The 25,340-nt window shown below is 38.7% G+C and carries 23 protein-coding genes; 12 read left to right on the forward strand and 11 right to left on the reverse strand.

What is annotated here, in order from left to right; all coding sequences use genetic code 11:
* Window positions 1-12: 12 nt before the first annotated feature.
* From LCM02_RS00425 to LCM02_RS00455, 7 genes are all read left to right on the forward strand, one after another.
* Window positions 13-606 carry a Rid family hydrolase gene (locus LCM02_RS00425; protein WP_224926335.1) on the forward strand — a complete coding sequence of 198 codons (594 nt, stop codon included), beginning with the start codon at window positions 13-15 and terminating at the stop codon, window positions 604-606.
* A 10-nt stretch (window positions 607-616) separates the two neighbouring features.
* Complete coding sequence (locus LCM02_RS00430; RefSeq protein ID WP_224926336.1) at window positions 617-1,927, forward strand: ABC transporter substrate-binding protein; 1,311 nt, start codon at window positions 617-619, stop codon at window positions 1,925-1,927.
* Between the two features lie 33 nt (window positions 1,928-1,960).
* On the forward strand, window positions 1,961-3,028 hold the full coding sequence (locus tag LCM02_RS00435; RefSeq protein ID WP_224926337.1) for an ABC transporter substrate-binding protein: 1,068 nt from the start codon (window positions 1,961-1,963) through the stop codon (window positions 3,026-3,028).
* A gap of 44 nt (window positions 3,029-3,072) precedes the next feature.
* Window positions 3,073-6,633, forward strand: coding sequence for a CRTAC1 family protein (locus LCM02_RS00440; protein ID WP_224926338.1), 3,561 nt, complete (start codon window positions 3,073-3,075; stop codon window positions 6,631-6,633).
* Window positions 6,623-8,278, forward strand: a complete 1,656-nt coding sequence (locus tag LCM02_RS00445; RefSeq protein ID WP_224926339.1) for a CRTAC1 family protein — start codon at window positions 6,623-6,625, stop codon at window positions 8,276-8,278. The genes LCM02_RS00440 and LCM02_RS00445 overlap by 11 nt, the downstream gene beginning before the upstream one ends.
* 71 nt (window positions 8,279-8,349) lie before the next feature.
* Window positions 8,350-9,681: an asparagine synthase-related protein gene (locus LCM02_RS00450; protein ID WP_224926340.1), complete on the forward strand. Its 1,332-nt coding sequence runs from the start codon at window positions 8,350-8,352 to the stop codon at window positions 9,679-9,681.
* Window positions 9,671-10,612 (forward strand): radical SAM protein, encoded by a 942-nt coding sequence (locus LCM02_RS00455; protein WP_224926341.1) that lies wholly within the window; start codon window positions 9,671-9,673, stop codon window positions 10,610-10,612. The genes LCM02_RS00450 and LCM02_RS00455 overlap by 11 nt, the downstream gene beginning before the upstream one ends.
* Here LCM02_RS00455 and LCM02_RS00460 read toward each other — a convergent pair.
* From LCM02_RS00460 to LCM02_RS00470, 3 genes are all read right to left on the reverse strand, one after another.
* Window positions 10,609-11,649 (reverse strand): DUF481 domain-containing protein, encoded by a 1,041-nt coding sequence (locus LCM02_RS00460; RefSeq protein ID WP_224926342.1) that lies wholly within the window; start codon window positions 11,647-11,649, stop codon window positions 10,609-10,611. The genes LCM02_RS00455 and LCM02_RS00460 overlap by 4 nt on opposite strands.
* 90 nt (window positions 11,650-11,739) lie before the next feature.
* Window positions 11,740-14,238 (reverse strand): ABC transporter permease, encoded by a 2,499-nt coding sequence (locus LCM02_RS00465; protein WP_224926483.1) that lies wholly within the window; start codon window positions 14,236-14,238, stop codon window positions 11,740-11,742.
* A 44-nt stretch (window positions 14,239-14,282) separates the two neighbouring features.
* Window positions 14,283-14,966 carry an ABC transporter ATP-binding protein gene (locus LCM02_RS00470; RefSeq protein ID WP_224926343.1) on the reverse strand — a complete coding sequence of 228 codons (684 nt, stop codon included), beginning with the start codon at window positions 14,964-14,966 and terminating at the stop codon, window positions 14,283-14,285.
* Window positions 14,967-15,032: 66 nt separating this feature from the next.
* On the opposite strand from LCM02_RS00470, the gene LCM02_RS00475 reads away from it, so the two are divergent.
* The gene (locus tag LCM02_RS00475; RefSeq protein WP_394369924.1) at window positions 15,033-15,713 is read left to right on the forward strand and encodes an arylesterase; all 681 of its coding nucleotides are present in this window, start codon (window positions 15,033-15,035) and stop codon (window positions 15,711-15,713) included.
* 47 nt (window positions 15,714-15,760) lie between these two features.
* Here LCM02_RS00475 and LCM02_RS00480 read toward each other — a convergent pair whose 3' ends face one another.
* A complete protein-coding gene (locus LCM02_RS00480) occupies window positions 15,761-16,060 on the reverse strand; it encodes a hypothetical protein (RefSeq protein ID WP_224926345.1) in 300 nt (99 codons plus the stop codon).
* Window positions 16,006-16,518: a hypothetical protein gene (locus LCM02_RS00485; protein ID WP_224926346.1), complete on the reverse strand. Its 513-nt coding sequence runs from the start codon at window positions 16,516-16,518 to the stop codon at window positions 16,006-16,008. The genes LCM02_RS00480 and LCM02_RS00485 overlap by 55 nt, the downstream gene beginning before the upstream one ends.
* 212 nt (window positions 16,519-16,730) lie before the next feature.
* Here LCM02_RS00485 and LCM02_RS00490 point away from each other — a divergent pair, with 212 nt between their 5' ends.
* Window positions 16,731-17,492 (forward strand): hypothetical protein, encoded by a 762-nt coding sequence (locus LCM02_RS00490; RefSeq protein WP_224926347.1) that lies wholly within the window; start codon window positions 16,731-16,733, stop codon window positions 17,490-17,492.
* Between the two features lie 97 nt (window positions 17,493-17,589).
* Entirely contained in the window at window positions 17,590-19,911 is a 2,322-nt protein-coding gene (locus tag LCM02_RS00495) for a patatin-like phospholipase family protein (protein WP_224926348.1), read from the forward strand.
* A gap of 94 nt (window positions 19,912-20,005) precedes the next feature.
* Here LCM02_RS00495 and LCM02_RS00500 read toward each other — a convergent pair whose 3' ends face one another.
* Window positions 20,006-20,524, reverse strand: coding sequence for a YSC84-related protein (locus tag LCM02_RS00500; protein ID WP_224926349.1), 519 nt, complete (start codon window positions 20,522-20,524; stop codon window positions 20,006-20,008).
* Window positions 20,525-20,767: 243 nt separating this feature from the next.
* Between LCM02_RS00500 and LCM02_RS00505 the strand changes: the two genes are divergently transcribed.
* Together LCM02_RS00505 and LCM02_RS00510 are read left to right on the forward strand one after the other, a co-directional pair.
* On the forward strand, window positions 20,768-22,159 hold the full coding sequence (locus tag LCM02_RS00505) for a porin family protein (protein WP_224926350.1): 1,392 nt from the start codon (window positions 20,768-20,770) through the stop codon (window positions 22,157-22,159).
* 91 nt (window positions 22,160-22,250) lie between these two features.
* Window positions 22,251-22,604: a hypothetical protein gene (locus LCM02_RS00510; protein WP_224926351.1), complete on the forward strand. Its 354-nt coding sequence runs from the start codon at window positions 22,251-22,253 to the stop codon at window positions 22,602-22,604.
* Window positions 22,605-22,702: 98 nt separating this feature from the next.
* Here the strand turns inward: LCM02_RS00510 and LCM02_RS00515 are convergent, their stop codons facing one another.
* The 5 genes from LCM02_RS00515 to LCM02_RS00530 form a co-directional block, all read right to left on the reverse strand.
* Window positions 22,703-23,008, reverse strand: a complete 306-nt coding sequence (locus LCM02_RS00515; protein ID WP_224926352.1) for a hypothetical protein — start codon at window positions 23,006-23,008, stop codon at window positions 22,703-22,705.
* Between the two features lie 11 nt (window positions 23,009-23,019).
* Window positions 23,020-23,439, reverse strand: coding sequence for a hypothetical protein (locus tag LCM02_RS00520; protein ID WP_224926353.1), 420 nt, complete (start codon window positions 23,437-23,439; stop codon window positions 23,020-23,022).
* 231 nt (window positions 23,440-23,670) lie between these two features.
* Window positions 23,671-23,799, reverse strand: a complete 129-nt coding sequence (locus LCM02_RS15910; protein WP_262902470.1) for a hypothetical protein — start codon at window positions 23,797-23,799, stop codon at window positions 23,671-23,673.
* Between the two features lie 157 nt (window positions 23,800-23,956).
* The gene (locus tag LCM02_RS00525; RefSeq protein WP_224926354.1) at window positions 23,957-24,298 is read right to left on the reverse strand and encodes a hypothetical protein; all 342 of its coding nucleotides are present in this window, start codon (window positions 24,296-24,298) and stop codon (window positions 23,957-23,959) included.
* Between the two features lie 174 nt (window positions 24,299-24,472).
* Window positions 24,473-25,204 (reverse strand): energy transducer TonB, encoded by a 732-nt coding sequence (locus LCM02_RS00530; RefSeq protein ID WP_224926355.1) that lies wholly within the window; start codon window positions 25,202-25,204, stop codon window positions 24,473-24,475.
* Window positions 25,205-25,340: the final 136 nt, after the last annotated feature.

Consider the following 25,340-nt stretch of genomic DNA (forward strand, 5'->3'; position numbering starts at 1 on the left):
AAAGCAGGAATTATGAGCAATACATTAGACATTCAGGAAAGAAGAATATTGATTGATTTGAATAAACTTACCGATGGTGAAAAAATTGAAATGAAAAAACTGGGTATCTTATCAGAAGATAATACCATTACACCTACGGTTTATCCATCAATTCACGAAGAACGGCCTCCGATAGAAAAGCATGTAGTACACGCACCTCATACTATAAATGAGGCCTATGATTATGAGAAGCCATCCTCTTTTTCAAGAGCTTTAAGACTCGATTTTGGGGATTATAAGGTTTTACTTATTTCAGGGACGGCAAGTGTTAACGAAGAAGGTAAACCAGAGCATATAGGTGATTTTAAGGCGCAGTTATGGAGAACCTATTTCAATATTACCAATTTGCTTGAAGCCGAAGGAATGACATGGCACGATGTGGTGAGAACTACAAATTATTTGAGAGATATTGAAAGAGACTATGATGAATTCAATAAAATCAGAACCTCATTCTATCAATGGATGAATTTAGACCCGCTTCCCGCTAGTACGGGAATTCAGGCAAGACTTTGCTGGGAGACCTTATTGGTTGAACTAGAAGTATATGCCGTTTGTAAAGTAAAATAAATACGTGGTTATGAAATTCAGGATCAGGAGATTTATTTGCTTTTTGGCACTGGTGGTATTGGGTTGTCAAATGGCTTTTGGACAGGAAAAGGGATTGAAATACGGGAAGACTCCGGATAAACTGTTTCCTTATCAGAATTTTCAAAAAGCTTACAAATACCATTTTGTAGAACCGGTTCAATTCTATGGAGCAGGCAGAGAGAAAAAGGCCCCTGAAGATCTGACTGAAGTGAGAATTGGTTTTCTTGGGCCTTTAGAGGGGTCCTCACTGGTTCCTATGGGAGAACAAATGCTCAATGGGGCCAAACTTGCTTTGGAGCAAGCCAATAGTAATGGAGGATACAATGGGCTTCCTTATCAACTGATGATCCATAATGATGTAGGGCTTTGGGGAGCCGCAGCCAATCAGGTAGTTAAAATGGACGAAGAAGGTGTTTGGGCTTGGTTGGGTTCTATTGATGATATCGTTTCTCATGTTGCCCTGAGGGCTACTTTGAAAATGGAGATCATGATGGTAAATACCGGTGATCCTGATCCTACTTTTACGGAAACCAATATTCCCTGGGCCATCCGTGTGATCAGTGATGACAGACAAAGTGGTTATGCTTTGGCGACTCATATCTTTGAGGAAAAGCAGCATGAAAGAGTGGCCGTTATCAGGGCAAATTCCAGGTATGGAAGAGTCGGGATCATGGAATATTCAGGGGCAGCTGTAAGGCTGGGACACCCAATGATGATCGAGGAGCGTTTTTCGGAAGGGGAAACAGATTTCAGTATGCAGTTGAAGAATATCAAAAGAGTTGAGCCAGACGCAATTCTGATCTGGGCAAATGCCAAAGAATCCGCGCTAATACTGAAACAGATCAGAGCCATGGGAATGCATCAACCCATCTATGCATCGGACAGAGTCGTGTCTCAGGAATTTCTGTCCCTGGCTGGGGAACTTGCTGAAGGCGTGGTAAGTACCTGCCAGTACAATCCCTCTTCAGGAAATGAAAAACTCAAAAAATTCAGGAATCAGTACAAGAAAAGATTTGGGATGGATCCTGATGTCTTTGCTGCTCACGCCTATGATGGAATGAATCTGATTGTAAAAGCCATTGAACAAGCCGGGCTCAACAGAGTCCTTATTCGAGATATTTTGACTGACCTTAAAACTTTTCAGGGTTATGAAGGAGTAACCGGCAAAATTGTTTTTGATGAAAGCTGGAACGATATTGGCGATATTTGGATGGCGGAAGTCAAAAATGGCAAATTTGAATTTAGTCCAAGCCCGGAATTGGGCGAACGGGCACATTCAGGCAGTATGCCGGGTTATTGAATCAAGGATCAATTCATTTAAACAATAAAAAGAATGCTGAGAATCCTGATCTTAAATTTACTATGGATAGGGTTTTTCATGGCCCTGCCGAATAAGGCTAGTGCCCAAAAAACAGGGCCCGCTGAAATGATTAGCATTGGTTTGCTGGTTAACGAAGTGAATGAAACACGAGCCATAAACTCGGCCAATAGTGTAGTTAAGAGGATCAATGATTCAGGAGGTATCAACGGTAAAAAAATAAAACTGGAATCCAGACTGGTCAAGGGAGCTTGGGGAGCAGGGTCGAGTCAGATTGTGGATCTTGTTTTTAAAGATAAAGTTATAGGTATCATTGGCGCCCTTGATGGAAGAAATTCTCATCTGGCCGAGCAGGTGATCGCTAAAACTCAGGTTTTGTTTGTGTCGGCATGGTCCAGTGACCCGAGTCTTTCGAAGGCTTATGTAAGCTGGTATTACTCTGTGATTCCGACGGATGATCAGCAGGCTAAGCTACTGGCAACTTCAATTGATCGCAAACATGAAGAGAGTTCAAAAATTCTTGTTATCCATGATGGCAGTTATGATGCAGGTCAATCGCTGAAAAGTTTTCGCGCTGCGATGACCAAACATCAAAATTTCAAGATCCAAACACTGGAAATCCTATCTTTTAACGAGGAATTGGAATGGCATAAAAAAATTTCAGAATCTGAATTGGATGTGGTTTTGTTTTTAGGAACCTCACTGCCTCTTGTTCAGATCCATGAATATATTCTGAAAAATTCCGGGAAAGTACCGGCTATGTATTTCAATTTGGCTGCGTCAGCTTCATTGGAATTTGATAACCTTTTGTCCCAGAAACCTCAAAATATCCGATATATATCAAATTCCCAGTCAAAGTATTCAAAGAATCCGGGAAAGGTAGAGGATTACGTTGAGGATGGAATGATGGCTTTGATTACTTCATTACAAAATACCAATAATGACTTTGAAAATATTCAAAAAGTAATGTCGGAAATTAATTTTCAGGGTGTTACGGGCCGGATAGAATTCGATGATTTGGGAAGGCTGAAAAATGCTGAAAGCCAATTGAAAATTATCACTCCTCAGGAGATTTTGAAATAAAATTTAAGTCCGCAAATATTTATTTATTACTTAACTTTGATCCAATGAAGAACATTGGAGTTTTAACCATACTTTTCGCATTGATTCTGGCTCTCACGGGTTGCAAAGACTCCGAAGAAGAGCGTAGAAAGAAATCCATAGAAATGATGACGGCCCAGACCCTGGGATTGGCTTATTTGGAAGAGTTCAAGCTTGAAGAGGCTGAAGGAGAGTTTCTGAGAATGATTGAGCTGGCTCCTGATGATAAACTGGGATACGCCAATCTTGGCTTGGTTTATTTGAGGATGGGAACTTACAATAAGGCCGAGGACCAGCTTTTGAAAGCTATGAAACTTGATATGGATGATGCCGATGTTAAGTTATTACTGGCAACTGTTTACAGAATGGATGGTAAATCGGAAAAAGCCATTGAACTACTTCAGGATGCTCTGCTCAAGGAACCCGGACATGTAAAAATTTTATACGAACTTTCTGAACTTTATTCGGCAGTTCAGGGAGATGAGGCTATGGAACTAAGAAGAGAGTATTTATCCAGGCTTACAACAGAGGCTCCTTCAAACCTAGTAGCTCAATTGCAACTGGTAGAGATTTTTATCAAATCGAACATGTCTGATAAAGCCATAGAGAGGCTTGAGATCATCCAAAAACAGAGTCCGGAATTTCCTAAGGAATCCCTGCAATATTTTGATCAGACTATGGATCTATTACGCATGCAGGAATTGGATAAGGCTCTCATTAGTTTTACCATTTTTCACAATTATTTAAAGGTTTCATTTCCTTATCAAGAGGGAATTAACGACCTGAAGGGGCCCGGAGGTTCTTTGATCGGATTTCCATTGATCAATTATAACCGACAAGTCAATAATGAATCGTTGGGCGACCGGTCCGTTCTGGAGGTAATCAGTTTTAAAGATGTTACTGAAGCCTCAGGACTTCATATTATGGATAGAAATATTAACGAAGATTCAGGTCCTGATCAGGGGATTAATGTTAAGACCGGAGATTATAACGGAGATGGGACAAAAGATATTTATTTCAGCTCATTTGACCCTTCTCATAAGACCTATGTTCCATTTCTTTTTACCAATGTCAACGGCAGGTTTGAAAATAACGCTTCAGAAGTGGGAGTAATGCATTCCGGAACTGAATCCAGGGCGGAATTTGCCGACTATGACAATGATGGCTTTTTTGACCTGTATATTACGCAACAGGAAGGGGTGATTCTATACAGAAATGAGGATAAAGGAATTCTTAGAAATATAACAGAAGAAACGGGCCTTTCAGGGAAAGGAATACAAAAAGCCTTGTTTTTTGATATGGATCAGGATGGTGACCTGGACCTTTTTCAGGCAGGGACTGAAGGGATTTCAGTTTTCAGGAATAACGGTGATGGAACCTTTACGAATAAATCAGAGGAGATGGGTTTTTCCATGCACAGTGAGCAAGGTATTAAAGATGCTGCCTTTGGAGATTTCGATGATGACGGAGATGTTGACTTGCTAACAGTTGGAGAATCGGGAAAAACCATGCTTTTTGACAATTTGCGGCAGGGAAAGTTTAAGAAGTTAGCTACACCTTTTTTTGACGGTTTCGAAGGAAACTCTGTCGAGGTAGGAGATTTGAATAATGATGGTTTTCTGGATGTCTTTTTGGGATCAGATAAAATTGGGAAAAGTTTACTTTTTTATAACGATGGCAATGGGAAATTTGACCCCGTTACGGATATGAATACTGTATTTGATGGCCTGGGGAGCCTTCAGTTACATGATGTCTTATTTCTTGATTTTGATAATGATGGATTCCAGGATCTTTTGACAACGGGAAACATGAATGACCCTGAGAAATCAGGTTTATTATTGTTCCATAATGATGGTTCCGGCGGATTTGAAAATATATCTCAGCTTTTCCCTGAAAACAGTTTTAAAGGGAATGATTTAGAGGTCATGGACTATGACGGAGATGGAGACCAGGATGTGCTGTTGGCCCTTTCAGGCGGTCAGGTAAAATTATTCCGCAATGATGGTGGAAATCTGAATCATTTTGTCAATATGAAATTGGTAGGGCTAAGAACGGGTAGCGCGAAGAATAATTTTTTTGGTATTGGAGCCAAGGTGGAGATGAGAGCCGGAGATTTGTATCAAAGTATGGTAGTAACCGACCCAAACATTTATTTTGGCCTGGGAGACCGTGCCAGAGCAGATATCATCAGAATCACCTGGACCAACGGGGTCCCGCAAAACATTTTGCTCCCGGATGCTGATCAGGCTTTGATCGAGGCACAGACATTAAAGGGATCCTGCCCGTTTCTTTATACCTGGAACGGCGAAGAATATGAGTTTGTAAAAGATATTACCTGGCGAAGTGCTCTGGGTATGCCTTTGGGAATAATGGGGGGAACAACACAGTATGCTTTTGCCAATGCTTCGGATGATTATATAAAAATTGAATCGGATCAACTGGCGGCCAAAGATGGGGCTTTTGAGCTCAAGGTGACTTCTGAATTGTGGGAGACCATCTATATGGATCAGATTGAACTGGTTGTCGTGGACCATCCCGAGGATATTGATATCTATGTACCTGAACAGTTTACCCCACCTCCTTTTCCTGGAATGAGTATCCTTCAGATCCGGGAGAAGATTTCACCTACTAGTGCCATCGATGACCTGAACCGAGATGTTTTGAATAAAATTACAGTAAGAGATGATAAGTATATTGATAATCTCACTCCCGGCAAGTTTCAGGGAATAACCAAGCAGCACGACTTGATTCTGGATCCGGGAAATACGGACAGGTTTGAGAACCTTCATTTATTCCTGAGAGGCTGGATATTTCCAACAGATGCCAGCATTAATGTCGCTATTTCTCAATCTGATGACATTAAAGTCCAGTTTCCAATTATTCAGATGATCAATCCACAGGGAAATTGGGAAACGGTCGATTCAGAAATGAGCTTTCCAATGGGCAAAGACAAACATGTTATTGTTAAACTGCAGGATAAATTCTTAAGCAAGGATCACAGGATCAGGATCAGGACCAATATGGAAATCTATTGGGACGAGATTTTCTTTGGAGATGTTGAGGTGAAGAACAAATTGAATACACACATCCTTTCGGCAGAAGTGGCTGACTTAAGGTATAGAGGGTTTTCAAAGTCTTACAGAAAAGGAGGCAGGTACGGGCCTCACTGGTTCAACTACAACGAAGTTGATACAAACAGTAAATGGAGGGATCTGACAGGAAATTATACCCGTTACGGAGATGTACTTCCTTTGTTGAATGAGGCTGATAATAAGTATATTATTACCAATGCCGGAGACGAAACCAGTATACGGTTTGATGCATCCTCTTTGCCGGTATTGAAAAACGGTTGGAAAAGAGACTATTTGATTCACAGTGTAGGTTGGGTGAAAGATGGTGACTTGAACACGGCTGCCGGAGACAGAGTAGATCCGTTGCCGTATCATAATATGTTGGAATATCCTCCGCTGGATGGTAAATATCCGGACAATAAAGACCTCCTCGAATATCGTAACAGTTACAATACGAGAATTGTTGGACAAAAAACCTATCGGAATTCAATTAAACCCAATGTAAGTGAAGAATAGATTAAATTTCCTTTTTGTCTTGGCTCTGTTTACAGCGCCATTTTTAATTTTAGCCCAATCCAATGTAGTTTTTAAGGATGTTTCAAAATCTTCAGGTTTTGATTTTAATTATACTTTTGGAGATACTCATTATGAAAATATTTTAGAAAGCAGTGGTTCAGGGATTACGGTTTTTGATTTTAATAATGACGGTTTTTATGATATTTATATGATGAACGGTACCTATCTTGAAGGTATTTCTGATGGTGATGGTAAACGATTTAAAAACAGCAGGGACAAATTTTTTAAAAACAATGGAGATGGATCTTTTTCGGAAGTCGGTGAGGAAGCCGGATTGAATGATCTGCAATGGAGCATGGCTGCGGGGGCAATTGATCTGGATGAGGATGGTTTTCAGGATCTCTTTTTACTGAATTACGGTTCTAATGTATTTTACCATAATAACGGTGACGGGACCTTTACCGATATAACAGACAAACTGGGTCTGGCGGGTCCTGAAACATTGAACGGATATACAAAATGGAGTATCGGGGTTTCTTACTGGGACTATAACAAAGATGGTTTACTGGACGCCATGGTGGGAAATTTTCTGGCCTTTGATCCGGCATATGTTTCTACTCAAACCCCTGGAATGATGCCGCACCCCTCAGAATACAAAGGACAGGCTTCCATTTTGTACGAGCAAAAAAAAGATGGTAGTTTTATCGATGTGACTAAGAAGCATAAATTGTACTATCCCGATTCCAAATGTATGGGACTGACGGTTGCCGATCTGGATCACGATGGAGATCTGGACATTTTTCAGGCAAATGACCATCATTTTAATTTCTTGTTTCGAAATGATAACGGGGTTTATAATGAAGTTGGAGTTGCAAGCGGTGTGGCAGCGAACAGCAAAGGTCAGGAAACAGGTTCGATGCATGCTACCCTGGGTGATGTTGACGGGGATGGGTTTATCGATATTTTCGTTTCGGATCTGAAATACGGGGCCCTATACAGAAATACCGGAAATGGAATCTTTGAAGATATAACTGAAAAGTCGGGAGTGGCGGGATTGATGGCAGGTAAAGGTGGTTGGGGAGCGGCGCTGTTTGATTATGATAATGACGGAGACCTGGATTTGATTACTGCCAATGGTACGGCAGAAGAATTGATTCTTCAGTATCCTCTTTTATTGGAGAATGATGGTAATGGAAACTTTAAAGATGTGGGCAAGGCCCGTGGAGAATATTTTAAAGAGAAAAGGTCAGGTCGAGGTCTGGTGGTGTGGGATTTTGACAATGACGGGGATCTTGATATAACGGTTTCGCATGTAGATTTAAAAGCTTCCGCCAGTATGCTTGAAAATCAGGGTGGAAATAGCAATAACTGGCTGGTTATAACCTTAACCGGACCGAAGGGTTTATCTTCGGGGATCGGAGCCATGGTGCATGTTAAAAGTGGAGGAAAAAGCCAGACCCTGGTCAATCAATGGACTATGGGATATTTATCAAACAAGGACCCTAGATTGCATGTCGGGCTTGGAAAGATGACTCAAATAGATGAAATAAAAATCGATTGGCCTGACGGATTCACTGAGGTTATTAAAGATGTTTCTGCTAATCAATATATTGATATTTCAAAAGGGAAAGGTATTCTTAAGTGAGTGAAATAGCTATGCCAAATAAAGGCAATTGCTTAAATTAGCAATTCAAAATTTAAAACAATTATTTTATAATGAATAGCCAATATATTAGCAAGGTGGTTGATCTGACGGATCCGTCAAAAAATGTGATTTACAATATGAGTCATGAGGAGGCTGTTGATATTGTCAAGTCGGGAGATGTGGAAGAAATTCGTAAAATTGATGGTCAGTTCTGCCTGATTTCGGTGGAAGGCAAAACCATAAGAATGGCGAGGTCAATTGGGCGTCCGATAAGGTATTTCATTGCCAAACAAGCCGTGGGTCCTCAACTGATCATTGCTGAACGTATTGATGTTATTTATGAGCATTTGAAAAAAGAAGGAATGGATGATCAGTTTCATCCTTCTTACACAAGAATGGCTCCCGCACATTATGTGACCAGAATAGAATTGCTGGGATGCCCTGACCCGAATCCTGTTTATGAAAGGTTTTTTACTCCCAAAAGAAACTCATATCGACCTGATGAAATTGAAAAAATTGGTCGGGAATATATAGGGACGGTATATCAGGAGATTAAAAAATGGTTAAAATACAGGGCACAAAAAGGGCCCATTGGGGTTACATTTTCAGCGGGTATAGACAGTGGATCCATTTTTGTTTTGATGTATCATGCACTTATAGAACTTGGAGAAAGCCCTTCAAGGCTCAAGGCTTTTACTTTATCAGTAGAAGGGGAGGGAGCAGACCTTTTACAAGCGCGTAAATTCATGGAAAAACTGGGACTGGAGTTGTTTTTGGAACCCGTTGAGCTTGACTATCAATCTCTTGACTGGAGAGAAGCCATCGATGTGGTAGAAGACTATAAACCTCTTGATATTCAGTCGGCGACCATGAATCTGGCTCTTCTGCAGGGAATCAGGTCAAGATATCCTGACTGGAAGTATATTATTGATGGAGACGGTGGAGACGAGAACCTGAAAGATTATCCAATAGAGGACAACCCCGAATTGACAATCAAAAGTGTATTAAACAATTTAATGCTTTATCACGAAGGCTGGGGAGTTGATTCAATCAAACACTCCTTAACCTATTCGGGAGGATTGAGCAGAGGCTATATGCGAACTTTTTCCCCTGCTGATCTACTCGGGTTTGAAGGTTTTAGCCCTTATACACTTCCCAATGTAATCGAAATTTCCGAAGGTATTCCTTATATTGATCTGACGGACTGGGATCATCAAAAGCTCTACGATCTTAAGGGGCAGATTGTTGCGGCGGGAGTGAAGGCGATTACCGGAATGGATATGCCTGTATTTGAAAAAAGACGTTTTCAACACGGGGCAGCTTCGATGAATAATTTTAACAAGCATTTTCCTGAAAGGGAAATTACCTATAGAAAAGAGTTTCTTTCAAAGTATGAGCAGTGATTCAGTATATTCGCTCGATACTGAATGGATTGTCTCAACTCGCCCTGAGAGAAATAAAACAGATCCACTGAAACCCTATGACTGGTTCGTTGAAAAAGAACTTTGTTTTGACCGAGTGGTAAAAAACACAGGAACTATTTTTTTGAGCAATAAAGAATGTTCCTTTAAATGCCTGATGTGTGATCTTTGGAAAAATACCCTAACGGGTCCCACCCCTTCAGGTGCAATTCCACATCAGATCGAATCAGTATTGCCTTACATGAAAGAGGCCAAACAATTGAAACTTTACAACAGCGGGAGTTTTTTTGATGAGAAATCAATTCCCCATCAAGAATACGAGGAAATCGCATCTTTGGTTTCCCGGTTTGAAACTGTTATTGTAGAGGGACACCCGAGTCTGATCAATAAGCGAAGCCTGTATTTTAATGATATGTTATCGGGAGAGCTGGAGGTAGCTATTGGCCTGGAAACCATTCATCCTGAAATTCTGAGAAAACTGAATAAGAAGATGACAGTTGAGGATTTTTCAAGGGCCGTTGACTTTTTAAATAATCATAAGATCCGGAGTCGTGCATTTATTCTTCTCAGACCGCCTTTTATGAATGAAGAAGAAGGGGTGTACTGGGCTAAAAGATCGATTGAATTTGCCTTTGAAAAGGGGGTGGAATGTTGTACGGTAATTCCGGTAAGGGCCGGTAACGGCGCCATGGATTTATTGATGGCCAAAGGGGAATTTAGTAAACCATCGTTAGAATCACTCGAGGAGGTGCTGGATTTTGGAATTTCTTTGAGAGCCGGAAGAGTTTTCGCAGATACCTGGGACCTGCATTTGTTTTCAAAGTGCGAGGCCTGTTTTGATAAAAGGAGGAGTAGATTGGATAAAACGAATCTAAATCAGGAAATTACTCAAAAAGTATCTTGCAGTTGTTAGTTAAGAGAATAGGTAAACTGCAAATTTAAACCATAATCATCATTGGCGGCATCGACGTTCTGAGGACGGCTGTCATAAGTGTAGTAAAAACTTAGCCCTATTTTAAAATTATTACTGAAGATACTGACCTTGGGGTTAAGGTTTACAGAGACCCTGTTCCTGGTGTCATTCGTAATATAAGGCAGATAAGTGATATCGGCGTCAAGCCAGACTTTTGCTCCGGTTAATTTATAGATCTTCCATTTGAGCTGGAACAATCCGGCCAGGTCTTCCTTTATGGCACCTTCTCCTACAGGAATTTCACGAGACATATTGAGACCCATCGAAAAGTAAAGCCTGTTCCATTCATTGTACATAAGGTCTTTTAAGGCTCCCAGGTTTAAATTCCACCTTAGATCGGTTCCCAGTTGGAGGTTCTGACTTACTCCAATGGAAACATCAGTTGCCCAGCCTTTACTGAGATTTCGTTGCCATCCCAAAACAACATCAGACTTACTTGAACTCAAACTATCCCCCTGATAGGTATCGTTGGTGTCCCAAAACAAACTAAAGATACTATTTCTTTTTCGGTAATCAAGATTCCCGGAAAACACGAGCGTGGCCACATTACTACCTTTTGCGTAATTGGCACCAAGGCTGAAGTTTCCGCTGAGGCGCCTGAAAAAACTGTTTCTAATCGGATATACTTCTACGATATCTTCAACCTTCACTGAAATTTTCTCATTGAGAAGGATAAGGTTTACTGTTCGAGGGTTCTCACTAGCCTCAAATGAACCGAAATAAATTCTTCCATTATCCATTTTTATTTCAAAGAGTTTATTAGAGATAATCGTCTGAATTTTTGGTTCCTCAAGGCTGATGGTCCCCATGCCATCCATTTTCCATGTCACCACACCGGAATTCAACCTTTTAAAATCACCGGTTAGGATATTTCCGTTGATATGAACTATGGTATCAGTCTTCTGAGCAAAGGAAACCAAAGAAGAAAAGCTTATCACTAAAAGAAGGAGAATCTTAAGGTATTTCGAATCTTTCAAGGATGAATAGGGTTAGTTCAAGACGTTCTAATAGGACATAAAAATACGTTTTTTGTGTTAGTTTAAAAACAACTAGCGTACTTAAAAAATTTAACTGATTCCTTCTCTTCTCAACACTTGAAGCGGGGGACTTTTTAAAACACTTCTGCTGTTGAGCAGGCCTATGGTTAAAACCAAAAGGCTTATCCCTGGGAATAAAACAACAAATGGGAACATCGAAGGTATAAATGACAGTTCAAAAAGAAAGTAGGCAAGAATCTGAGCGCAAATCAATGAAAGTAATATTCCGCTTAAGCTCCCTAGAACCCCTAGATAGAGGTATTCCAATGCCGTTATTTTTAAAATTTGTTTTCCGGTTCCACCCAGGGTCCTGAGCAAAACATTTTCTTTAATTCTTTGAAATTTACTCGTCCTTACCGCACCGATAAGAACTATTATACCTGTGAAAATACTGAAAATAGCCATAAAATTGATAACCCAGGAAATCTTGTCAAGCACATTTTGAATCAATATCAAAACTTGTCTGAAATCTATAATGGAGATATTTGGAAACTTCTGAATCAGGGTGCTTTGCAGTTTTGCAGACTCAGCTTCATTGGGTGCATGCGTGCTAAGTACATTGAACTGCGGGGCATTCTCAAGAATTCCTTTTGGAAATACAATGGAAAAATTCAATTGCATTCTTCCCCAGTCAACCTTTCTTATGCTTGCTACTTTTGTTTCCATAACCACACCCTGAACGTTAAAAGACATGGTATCTCCCACACTGATAAATGCGTCTCTTGAAATACTTTCGGCAATAGATATAGGAACAGGTTTTGAAGGATCATAAGTTTCTTCTTCGATCCATTCTCCCTCGGAAACTGACTCGGAGTCGATCAGTGAATCTCTGTAGGTTACCCTGAATTCATGATTAAGGATCCATGGATTTATCCTGCTGTTGGTATCTTTTTTTATGTCATTTACTGTTCTCCCTTTTATGCTGTTCACTCTCATGGTCACAATAGGTATGTTGTCAATGACCTTGTCCAAAGTTGCAGCTACTTCTTCGCGTTGGTCATTTTGAACATCCATAAGGATGATATTAGGGGTGTTTCCACTGCTATCGAAAGTGAGTTTAGCCAGCAGCATATCCTTTGTAAAATATAAAGTACTGATCAAAAAAGTTCCTACTCCAATAGCCAATATCAGGGTCATGGTCTGATTTTGTGGTCGGAACAAATTTAACAGGCTCTGCCTTGAAATAAAGCCCCAGGAAGAAGGAAAGAATTTTTTAATTAGGGTCATAAACAATCGGGTGACGCCAATAAGTATTAAAAAAGTGATGATGATACCGAGAATAAAATACAAGGCATACTTCCAGCTCTGCATCAGCCAGAAAGAGAACAAATACAGGAACAATAAAATAATGAGGCTTACAACGATATTGGCTCTTCTTGATTTCAGGTTTTCTGTATCTTCGATCCTCAATACTCTCAACGGTGAGACATACCAGGTTGTCAAAAGGGGTGATAAGGCAAACAATAAGGACATGAAGAAACCTAATACCACACCCAGTACCATGGAAAGCGGACTAACCGTTGTGACAATGTCAAAAGGCAGCATGTCCCGAAAAATATAAGGGAAAAGTTCCTGAAGCCCTATTCCAAGAATCGACCCTGTAAAACCTCCGAGGAAACCCATTGCAGAGATCTGAATAAGAAAGATCAGAAAGGTTTGCCTTCGCGTGGCTCCCAGGCACTTTAAAACGGCGACATCCTTTAATTTCTCCTTTATATAAATGTTTACCGAACTTGCAATTCCCACGCACCCGAGCAAGAGAGCAATAAATGCCACAAGATTCAGGAAGACACTGAAATTTTCATAGCGTCGACCTAATTGCCGGCTCGAACTCAGATGTGTGTCAATATCGGCATCCTCCCGGTCCAAGATAGGATCAAGCTTTTTGTTGAGCATAACCAGGTCTGTTTCCGGATCAGAAATGAAATAGAATTGGTATTCAAGCCGAGACCCCGTTTGAATCAAACCGGTTGCTTCAATAAATCTGTAAGGTACATAAACTGTTGGGGCAATTCCGCTTGAGAATCCTCCACTTCCCGGTGAAGTCGCCATAGACCCTGTTATTGGCAGGGTGACTTTTCCAATTTTTATACTGTCTCCCGGGTTAATATCGTATTGAAGCATTAATGTGGCATCAACAAGAGCTCCACCCTTTTTTTGATATTCTTTTGCCGCACTCGAAGGAGAAGTTTCCAAACTTCCATAGAAAGGAAAATCACCTTCAATTCCTTTTACCTGAATAAGTTTAGTCCCCCCATTTTTTGGAAACAGACCCATTGAAGAAAAATTGATCTCGCGAGCGTCTGCTCCTCCCAGGGAATCTATAATCTGCTGTACTTTTTCATTAGGTGGATAACGACTGTCGATTAGGAAATCCGCTCCCATCAAAGACTTGGACTGGAGGTCAATATTTGTTTTCAGCGTTTCGCTGAAGGATTGAATGGATACCACTGCGGCAATTCCAAGAACAATAGACCCCATGAACAAGGACAGTTTTTTAAAGCTTGCCTTGGCATCTCTCCATGCCATTTTAAAAAGCCAGGAACTCTTTGTTTTAACTTTTCCTTTCACTTTTATAATACACTTTGTTCGTCCATAATTTTTCCACTCTGAAGCCGAAGGATTCTTTGGTTCATTTTGGCGAGATCCATATCGTGCGTTACAATGACCAGGGTGGTACCGGCTTCTTTGTTCAATCTAAACAGCAGATCTACTACTTTTTCACTTGTCTCAGCATCCAGATTGCCTGTGGGCTCGTCTGCAAACAGAATACTGGGTTTATTTGAAAATGCTCTCGCCAGGGCAACTCTTTGCTGCTCTCCTCCGGAAAGCTGAGAAGGGTAATGATCGAGCCTGTCTGATAGCCCAACTTTTTCAAGTAGCTCCTTTGCAATGCCTTCAGGCTTTTTAATGCCTTGTAATTCTAATGGAACAGTAACATTTTCAAGGGCAGTCAAGGTGGGAAGTAACTGAAAATTTTGAAATATGAACCCAACATGCTTGTTGCGGAGTAAGGCTCGCTCATCCTCGTTCAAATCACTGAGATTGGTTCCGCAGAGTTCAATTTCACCTTGGTCGGATTGATCAAGGCCGGCACAAAGGCCTAAAAGTGTCGTTTTTCCACTTCCAGAAGGACCCACAATGGCAAAAGTCTCTCCCGCCTCAATAGAAAAGGAAATATTATCCAGTACTTTCAACTGTTTTTCACCACTCGAATAGGTCTTCTCAAGATGCTTTACATTTAATATATTTGTCATTGGGAATTTTCTGAATTAAAGGATCAGAAAGATAAGGAAAATGAACAAAAGTATTTTTTTTGAATTATGAGCTATATGTTAAAGTTTTGTTATTTGTGTTTAGTGGTTTTCTTTATCTCCTGTGCAAATGAAACAAAGAAAAAAGAGGAGTCAAATCATGAGAACGCGGTTGAATCTGTAACAGAGGTTGAAAACAGGCAAAAAACAATTTTGTTTTTTGGGAATAGCCTGACAGCGGGTATGGGCCTGGAAATTGAAGAGGCTTTTCCGGCACTGATTCAGAAAAAACTTGATTCAATGTCCGTTGATTTCAAAGTTATAAATGCCGGACTTAGCGGGGAAACAACTGCCAGTGGCAAGAACAGGCTATCCTGGGTTCTCAAGCAGAAAGTGGATATTTTTGTACTTGAACTTGGGGCCAATGATGGTCTTCGCGGAATAGAATTAAACGAAACAAGAAATAACTTACAAACGATAATCGACAAGGTCCGCGAACATAATCCCGAGGTCAAAATATTGTTAACGGGTATGCAGATTCCTCCCAACATGGGACAGGACTATACCCATGATTTTAAAATGATATTTCCTGATCTAGCTAAAAAAAATGAGATTCGGCTCGTTCCTTTTTTACTGGAGGATGTAGCGGGCATACCAGAAATGAATCAAGCTGATGGTATTCATCCAACCGCTGAGGGTCAAGCTATTCTTGCTGATAATGTGTGGGAAGTTCTTCAAACTATGATCTGATTTTCATTACATTATAAAACACGTTCAGTAGGCAGCAAATAGCCGATTCAGTTTTTCGCTCCAAAATAATATGCCAGCCCAAAATTAAGCGAGAGTAGATCCAGTTTAAAGTCTACGTTGTGTGAATCGGTAATTAATTCATTTCCTTCGTCGTCAATTGTTACAGACCGCTCGTACTCATAACCAAGAACATCAAGTTGGATCTCAAATGCAAAATTTTCTATCGCGAAAAAGTTGATTCCTGGACTGATACCTATTCCAAACATAAATTCATCGGTGTTTTCCTGTTCTGTTAGCTCCTGGTTATTATATCTTTTAACTTCAGTGTCTCCGAAACCGAAATCCATTTTAATCTCATTAAAAAAGCTGAGTCTTTGATTTTTTGACAAAGGGTAGTAGGTACGTAAATAAGGAGAGATAATATTTTATTCGTTACGGATTCGCTGTTAAGGGTATCCAATAAAATGATTCCCTTTCCTTCAGATTTATCTCTTCCATGTGTTATGCCAAGTCCTACAAAACTGTAGTTACCTATAGAGTATCCCCCTTTGAGCTTCACTTCATAATTAAATGATTGTCCCTCAATTATTTTATCGAATCCAATCAATTTGTTACCACTCTGGAGATTTTCATCTTCAATATTGAAGGTTAGAGCAGTGAACCATTTTCCCTTATTAAAGGGTTTGAACTCATCGTTGTAATATTCAAACATTAATTCTACCGGGGACAATTTTTCTTTTTCCTGTGCAGAAACAAAACTTAAGGAAATCAATGTCATAATTACCGAGAGTAAAATTTTTTTCATGGGATAGGGTGATTGGTTATATTCCTTGTAAATATATAATATTTAAACAGTTCATCTAATTTTCTTAATTTTTGAATTCTGGTAATTTTATGTTAATAATTGAGAAGCTTTCTCTTTAATGTCAATCGTTTTTTTTATTATTGTTTTTTGATTGAATGGTGAAGAATATGATTCGTTATCAATTGAAATGAAAGAAATGATAATTGACCTGAATGAAAAGAATTCTCCCCGTTTTACTATTACTATCATTGGCTTTTAGTGGTGACCTTTTGGCACAAGAAAGGATAATGCTAAAAGGTGTGATTCAAAGTGATTCTGTCCTTTTGCCCGATATTCATATACTTAATTTAAGCAGTCGTCAGGGAACAATCAGTAGTTTTGACGGAGAATTTAGGATCTCGGCTGCCGTCAATGATACCTTGATATTTTCCGGAATTCAATTCCATACCCTGGGATTGATCGTGGATGAAGAAATCATAGAGAGGAAATATTTAAAAATTGAGCTAAGGCCCAAAATCGAGGAATTGAGTGAAATTGAATTAAAGGGGCATGATCTTGACGGTCTTTTTTATATTGACACCAAACGAATGAGAGATTCACTTCCGCTGGTCACTGATGAAGCCGTGGATTTTTCAAATCAGGGGTATGACGATCCAACAAGCGGCAATTATGTGGTTCCTTCTGCCAATATTTTAAACTTGGTCTCGATGATTGGGAAAAAGAAACGCAAAGAAAACGCGGAAAAGAATAATTTGATCCAACAAAAAAGACAGGCTCCGGCAAATCTCCGTAAGGAACTGGGAGATGATGTTTTTGTTTCGCAAATGGGTATACCCAAAACACATATAGAACCATTCATTCGATATTGCCAGAAAAAGAAAATCATCGATTTATATGTGGAGGGCAGGCTGATGGAAGTAATTGATATACTCATTAAGGAGAAAGACAATTATATCAGGGAGAGGTTAAATTAATTAGCTGAAATAAAATTATATATCTGAATAAGTTTATTTAATACCCGTATCTATTGAAACCTTATCTTTGGTCCGATGTAATTTTCAAAGAACTTTCATGAAAAATCGTATTTATCTAATTCTATTACTGATGTTTCTGGGAATTCCATTTCAGGTCTTTTCTCAGGAAGAAAAACCCAAAGTTGCCCTTGTGTTAAGTGGAGGTGGAGCTAAAGGAATCGCCCATATTCCTTTGTTGCAAACTCTCGATTCCCTTGGCATTGTTCCCGATATGGTTATTGGGACCAGTATGGGAAGCGTTGTTGGAGGGTTTTATGCCGCGGGATTTTCGGGTGATAGTATATCCTATATTGCTCATACGGCTAACTGGTCCGAATTACTGGGAGGTGATATTTCTCTGGATGATGTGAGTATGGAGGAAAAAAGTGAATTTAAGAGGCATCTTGTTGATTTTGATATTATTGAAGGAAAGCCAAAGGTTAATTCAGGATTGTTAAAGGATCAAAAGTTAAGAGAATTTCTGTCGGCATATACCTATCCTGTATTTAATATTGATGATTTTGATGATCTCCCGATTCCTTATAGGGCAATGACGACGGATATCGTGAATGGAAAAGAGGTTTTGTTTGAAGAAGGATCATTGAATTTGGCCATGAGGGCCAGTATGTCAATTCCCGGGGTTTTTGAGCCGGTTCCCTACGAAGGAACCCTGCTTGTTGATGGAGGTGTTTTGAATAATTTTCCTGTTGATATAGCGAAAGAATTGGGGTATGACATCATCATTGGAAGTGATGTTGGTGGAGGAATGCAAAAGAAGGAAGCCTTAAACAGTATTCCCTCTTTATTGTTTCAGGCTGGGATGCTTACAAGTAATTTGAAAAATCCTGCGAACAGAGAGGCCTGTGACATACTGATTGACCATATGCCTTACTTAACTTATTCTACTGGTGATTTTACCAAGGCCTCGGAAATTTACAAACAAGGTAAGGAGGCTACAAAGGAGAAATTGGAGAGTTTGGTTGAACTTTCTGAGCAGCTAAAAGGATTTGAGCAAAGAGAACACAAGATACCTGAGGTTAAAAATGCATTTATTCTCGATAGTGTATTTTATCATGGTGTTAGCGAGGCAAACCTTGAACTGGTTAAGGCCAGGGCAAACATTCAATCAGGGACTACCTATTCTACTGAAGAATTGATTGCCGGTATTGACAGGGCGATGGGGACAAATCTTTTTAATCAAATAACCTATGATGGTGGTCTCGAAGATGGAAAACTGGAGCTGCATTTAAATGGATTTGAACGATCTCAGAATGTGATAAAGGGCTCCTTGCATTATGATTCTTACAGAAGTGTTGGGGTTATGGTGAATTATACAGGTCGTAATATTATAGGAAAGGCGTCCCGATTTCTGGTTACAGCTGATATTGCTGTTCAGCCAAGATTTCGAGTTCAGTATCAAAAGTTATTTGGCCCGGAAAAAACCTGGTGGTGGCGATCAGAGGTATTTGGTGAGTTCCTCGATCAAAAGTTTTTCTTAAAGGGAGAAGTGGCTGATAACTGGCAATCGAATTATTTTCAATTCGATAATCAGTTCAACAAGAATTTAAATTCACTTCATAGTTACGCTGGTATTGGCCTAAGTTATGAGTACTCGAGATTAAAGCCTAAAATTGATCCGGATATCAATGACAATATTCTGAGCCTTGAAAAGTATGCCTTCAGTAATTTTGAAGTGGATCTTCACTATTTGTTCAGTAAAATGGACCAGGTATATTTTCCAACAAAGGGAACTTTCTTCCGGGGAGGAGTAGCGCGTTCTTTTATCCACGATGTTGTAGTAGATTATTCAGAAGAGGATTTTCAGGATATCAGTGGACCTACAAATGGGTTTAGTAAATTGACTCTGGATTTTGAAAAAAGGTGGCGATTAAATGATAAATTAACCGGTATCGTTGGTTCAAATGTTGCCTTTATTTTTGAAGATGATCTGAAATCGGATGACAACTGGTTCAGCGATTATGGTTTTGCAGCGAAATATTCATTGGGGGGAACTTTACTTGGACCGAGAAAGGGAACTTATATTTTCCCTGGCCTTCATGAGGATGAATTGATAGTGAGTCAAATGATGCGGGTTAATTTGGCCATGCAATTGAATCCTTTCTCGAAGTTCTTCCTTACTCCTCATGTTAATTTGGCAACTGTCGGATTCAGAGGGTTTGAGGAATATATTGAAAATGCCTTTTCACCCAAAGGAAGCTGGTCGGATAGTTTTGAGACCAGCAGTATTGTTTCCACAGGTGTAAATGTTGGGTATAACTCATTTTTGGGGCCTTTGAACTTTGATATTTCCTATGTGAATGACATCAATAAAGTAAGGCTCTTCTTTAGTATTGGGATCTTGTTCAACAGATCAAACTAATGAACCATTTTTTTTCGATAAAAATCATAAAAAAAACCTGCCTTGTAAGCTTCAAGGCAGGTTTTTTAACTTTAATTAGTATCCAAAATAAAAATTATCTCATTTCCGTTTTAAATTTTTGGCCACCTACGGAAGCTTCGTACATCAGTCCGCCTTTTGCATGCGTAAAGATCAGGATTCCATCTCGATAATCCACATCAAAAGAAGCTCCGGCGGTTACTGCAACAGCCGTAGCCTGTGCAGCAAATTCAAACTTATCTCCTGTAAATCGATCAAATGCCGCTTTGTCTTTAAAGAAAATCACTTCAGAATAGGCCTGGCCCCCGGCTTGGAATCCTACGGTAACCTGAGACATTCTGCAATCTCCAACCACCGCTCCTCCACGGTAAATAGTTCCGTTTCCAGTAGCTCCTCCAACTCCAAGACCTCCTTTTCCAATTGAAGGAAACACAGCATATCCATATGCAGAATTGAAATACTTTGTTATTTTGTCATTGGTGTGTTTGAATTCCTTGATGGCTTCAGCAGATTTGTCAGATACATCTTTTTGAGCATAAGATCCAAAAGAGAATGCCAAGAGGAACAATGTGATAATAGTAAATTTCGTTTTCATCATTTGTTGTTTTTAGGTTTAGATATTCAATTTTTTAATGAATTAATCCGAATTTTTTTCAGAAGCTTAAAGATAAGAATTTTATTTCGACTTTTTATGCATATTAATTGGATGTGAAAAGGAAACCTAAGTAAGATTTTTTCAAGGCTAAAATGATTTTGATGAAATTTAAAAGTTTGATAACTATCGATAAAAATATTTTCAAAGAATTGTATATCTTTATTATAACCAAATCTTCCATTGATGTCAACCAGATACAGCATTATTATATTTTTGGCCTTTTGTTTACCGTTACTTGTTTATGGTCAGGGATATTACAATCAGGAAAATTTTGGTAACCGTTCACTCTTATTAAGCGGGAATGTAACAGGAAGTGTTGATGATCTTGGGCTCACCTATTATAATCCATCACGTATTGCGCTCATCGAAGATCCGGTTTTTACGATAAATGCAAAGGCTTATCAGATAAGTTCCTTGGATCTATCCAATGTTTTTGGCCGTGACAGCAAGCTTTCAGATTCGAGATTTGAAGGTGTTCCTAGTTTAATAGCCGGAACCTTTAATATAGAAAAGTGGGATAAACATAAATTTGCGTATTCCTTCCTGTCCAAACAACGATTCCGTTTAAATTTTAATGTCTCACAAGAAGTTGATCCTGAAAGGATAGATAATGAGGATATTGAAAGACTTGTAGGGAATTTCCACTTAGATAATAAGGAGACTGATGAATGGTTTGGCCTGACATGGGGAATGAAGATTAAGGATAATTTCAGTGTTGGAATCTCGACATTTGTATCTGTCTATAATGTTTCCGGTCTATATGATGTTCGTTTTTCGAGTTTGTCGGGATTATCCGACGTAGATATTTTTAATAATGAAATATCATATAGCCAATTGTCCTATGGAATTTTTTGGAAACTCGGACTGGCCTGGACCCTGAATAAGTTTGACCTGGGAGTTAATGTTGATTTACCCTATCTTGAAGTGATTTCCGGAGGGAAATTCAGATACCAAAATTATCTTTCCGGGATTGGAGAAAATGAAGATGAGTTTGCATTTTATGATTTCAGGGATCTTGATGCCAAAAGGAAGGAGCCCTTGGGTATTTCGTTTGGGGTCGGTGTTCCACTTGGGAAAAACAAACTTCATTTTAAAGCTGATTGGCATGGCGGATTATCGGAATATGACAGGCTGGTTATACCTCCTGCAGAGGATGGGGGAACCGGATTTTCATTCAGTGAAGAGTTACGATCCGTCATCAATTTTGGATTGGGTGGAGAATTCTATTTGAACGAAAAATTAAATATCTACGGAAGTTTTTCAACTGATTTTTCACCCGTAAAATCAAGATCCAACGCATTTGATATAATAGATGAGGAAGAAAGGGACGCTACCTTTGATGAAGACTTTTTCCATTATGGACTCGGGGTGGATATTAAATTAAAGAAAATGAAAGTGGTTTTGGGATCAACCTATTCCAGGGCTTCCGGAGATTTTTCTGATCCGGTCGAATTGCCCACTAGTGAATTACAAGATGAGGGTAATGGTGATTCATCCAGAATAGCAGTATCGCGCTGGAGGTTTATAGTTGGATTGGAAATACCGATTTTTGGTTATGATTTAGAATTCAAATAATTTATGATCAGTTGATATGTCACGTGTATAATGACGATTGTCATTTTCTATTCCTGATTTTGTGATTAATTTTACGCGATAACATGTAAATATGAAATCAAAGGCACTTCTTTTCATTGGAATAGCAATGTTGATTACAGGAATTCTTTTCCGCAAGATTTTTTCTTTTGAGATAACGGGACTAATTTTGATCTTAACGGGTGTTTTGATGAAGACAGTCTATATCATTATGAAGGCAAGAAGTGGCGAGTATATGCCAGGATCCGAACTCGTTTTTCTGTTCACTGGATTAGCGTTGTTTCTTTCCGGCCTTTATTTGAGATCAATTTCTTTCGATTATATAAATCCTGCACTTATGATAGTAACGGGAATAACTTTAAAAGTTATTTTCATCCTACTCTTTGTTAAAAAGGTCAGGCAGAATAGGGAAGGTCTTATAGAATAGATTCAACTTTTATAATCAGTCACATGCCCCTCAACATTCTCTAAATCTATAAGACCTGAATTAATTAAATAACTTTTTCTTTTAATTTTTTATATTCTTTAATCATCACTGGCCACAAGAAAAGATTTCATATTATCTCTTTCATCATCATATTCAGTTTCCCTGTCCAATGAGGTAATTCCGGTATTCAGGTATCTGTGTTCTTTTCCTGTGACAATCATATCAAAACTAGCTTCATTCAATGTAAAACTTCTTGTGCAAGCAAGATTGTGATGAAATGTTGTGATTTTCTTGAAGTTTGACTCCAGTCTCTCTTCATTTGCTTTTTTGTTTTGCTCAAAAACGGCGAGCGCATAGAAAAGACCCAGAGTGATGCAAATTGTTATTAAGCTGTAAAGTTTCATAAGCTCTGGTTTTAGATATAATGATCTTTGGTAAACAATACCTTGAGATTCAACATTTTTTTTATAAAATCCTTGTTATTTTTTAGGAAGCGATCGTTTCTGAAATGGAGAAACTCTCCTTGTCCGTGTATACTTAATCCGTTCGTGAGGTAGGTGTAAAGCTGATAGTAAGGAATGATCCAGGTGAAATTGTCAAGTCTACGGGTAATTCTGACTAAAATTCCTTTTGGTCTAAGTTCAATATTAGCATAATTTATGTCAGGGCCATTTAACAAGGCTCTTTCTAATCTTGGGCTGACATCAGTTATAATCATTCTTCCGGAACCGGTTCCGCTCATTTTTATTTTGTCCCATAGCCCGAATGGCTTTCCCACCATTTCATTGATGGTGGCATCATGATCTTTGTTCGTATATGTTGTATTAAGTATCATCCTCCGAATTACACGGTAAAGATACAAATTGTTTAACTTATTTCAAAAAAACTTGAACAAAAAATTTAATGATTCCAATCCTTCTTGATCTGGCTTTAACTTATGTTTCAGAATATCAGATAATTAATTATTTTTTTCAGTCTGTCAGAAACTGATTTCACTTCATATGAATTATCTATTTTTGACGTCAATTATTGAATGGTCGTCAGGAATCTTCTGACTTTTTAAGGCCTAGTTTTCTTCTGGTTCGGATCTGTTTGAACAATCCCTTAAATAACTCTCGGAACCTTTACTCAATACATCAATTTTCTTTAATTCTGCAAATCTTATCTGCTCGATTAATTCTAAAACTTTATTCATTTTAACTCCATTTTGAATTTTGAGGTAAAATTAAACCGTTAAGCAAGGATAGTTCCTGACAAGAGGTGTCGTTGGATGTTAAAACTTTGTTAATCAAATGAGAAGGATGTCAGAAAAAAGTTTGGATATCTTTTTTGTATTGACCAGAATATGAGGTCTAATAGAATTTATATAAGTCTTCGACAAGATCAGCTTCTTTTAGAATAGATAACCTGCTCCTGACAAGAATATCTTTTTCTGACTCAAGTCTTTCTTTGGTTTCCGGATTTGAAACGGTTTCCAATTTTTTATCAATATTCTGAATTTCGAGATCAATACTTTTGAGCGCCTGCTGATATTCTTTGGTGTAATAGCTATAATTTTTTTCATCAATCAGGTTTGATTGATTGTATACCGCAATATGACTTTCGCTCAAGTCTGGAAAAGGTATGATTTCCTGTCCTCTGACAGCATAAATGTAACCCAGACCAAAAACGCAAAAAAAGAAAATGTTTCTCATTTTATCTAAATAAGATGCAAATTTAAATCATTTCAATCAAATGAGTGCGACATGAAATGTCTGAAAGCTATAAATTTTCTTTTGCAGAAATGGCTGCACAAAAAAGGAGCTAACATAATGTTAACTCCTTAAATTACTAAATATTTAATTTAGCTTTATCAACAATAAATGGAATTAGATTTGAACGTGTAATGTAATTGGAAGTGTATAAGATACACCAACCGGCATACCCCTTTGTTTACCGGGTGTTAGCCTGGGAAGCATATTTACGACTCTTAAGGCTTCCTTTTCCAGTCTTTTGTGAGGACCTCTGGCTCTTGCTTCCGAAATTTTTCCTGTTTTGTCAATTTTAAAAACAACGTAAACCTTTTTCTTTCCGGGAGTCAATCCAAGGTCCTGTGATAATCCGGTATTATAGTTTTTACTGATATGCTGGGTAATTTTATCCTGAAGGCATTTTTTCTTTTGAGCCTTGGTTCCTTTACATCCAGGAAAAACCGGAGGATCTTCAATAATGGCAAAAGGTATATCCTGTTCAACTTGCTCTTCTTCAACCACTTCTTCTATGTCGTCCATTTCAATCACTTCCACGTATTCACTTTCATCAGTTTCAGTGGATTCCAGAATGGTTTCCTCGATATCTTTTTCATCAGCAACAATTTCAATAACCTCAGGAGCCGGTGGCGGTGGAGGAGGTGGCTTGACCTCTTGAATTCTCTCGGTAATAGGAATATCAATCACTTCCTCTTCCTGAATGTTCATTGCGGTTAATTCGCTTACGGTTCTGTCAAAAGTTTTCCATTCAATAGCAATATAAATGATCACTAAAGAAAGAAGTAAGCCTAGCTGAAAAAAGATTTTGCTGTAGGCTCCAATTTCTGCTTTTGGGGATTTTTTAGCTAACATGACGGTTAAATTTAAAGTTATAATAAAATTAAATCCAATTATCAATTCAGAACATGACAATTGTCACATTAATAAAAATTCTATAATATTTTTGAAGTATCCATATTCAATATCGTTTTCGTAATAAAAATTTCAA

It is taken from the genome of Lutimonas saemankumensis, from assembly GCF_020171465.1.
GTDB lineage: Bacteria > Bacteroidota > Bacteroidia > Flavobacteriales > Flavobacteriaceae > Lutimonas > Lutimonas saemankumensis.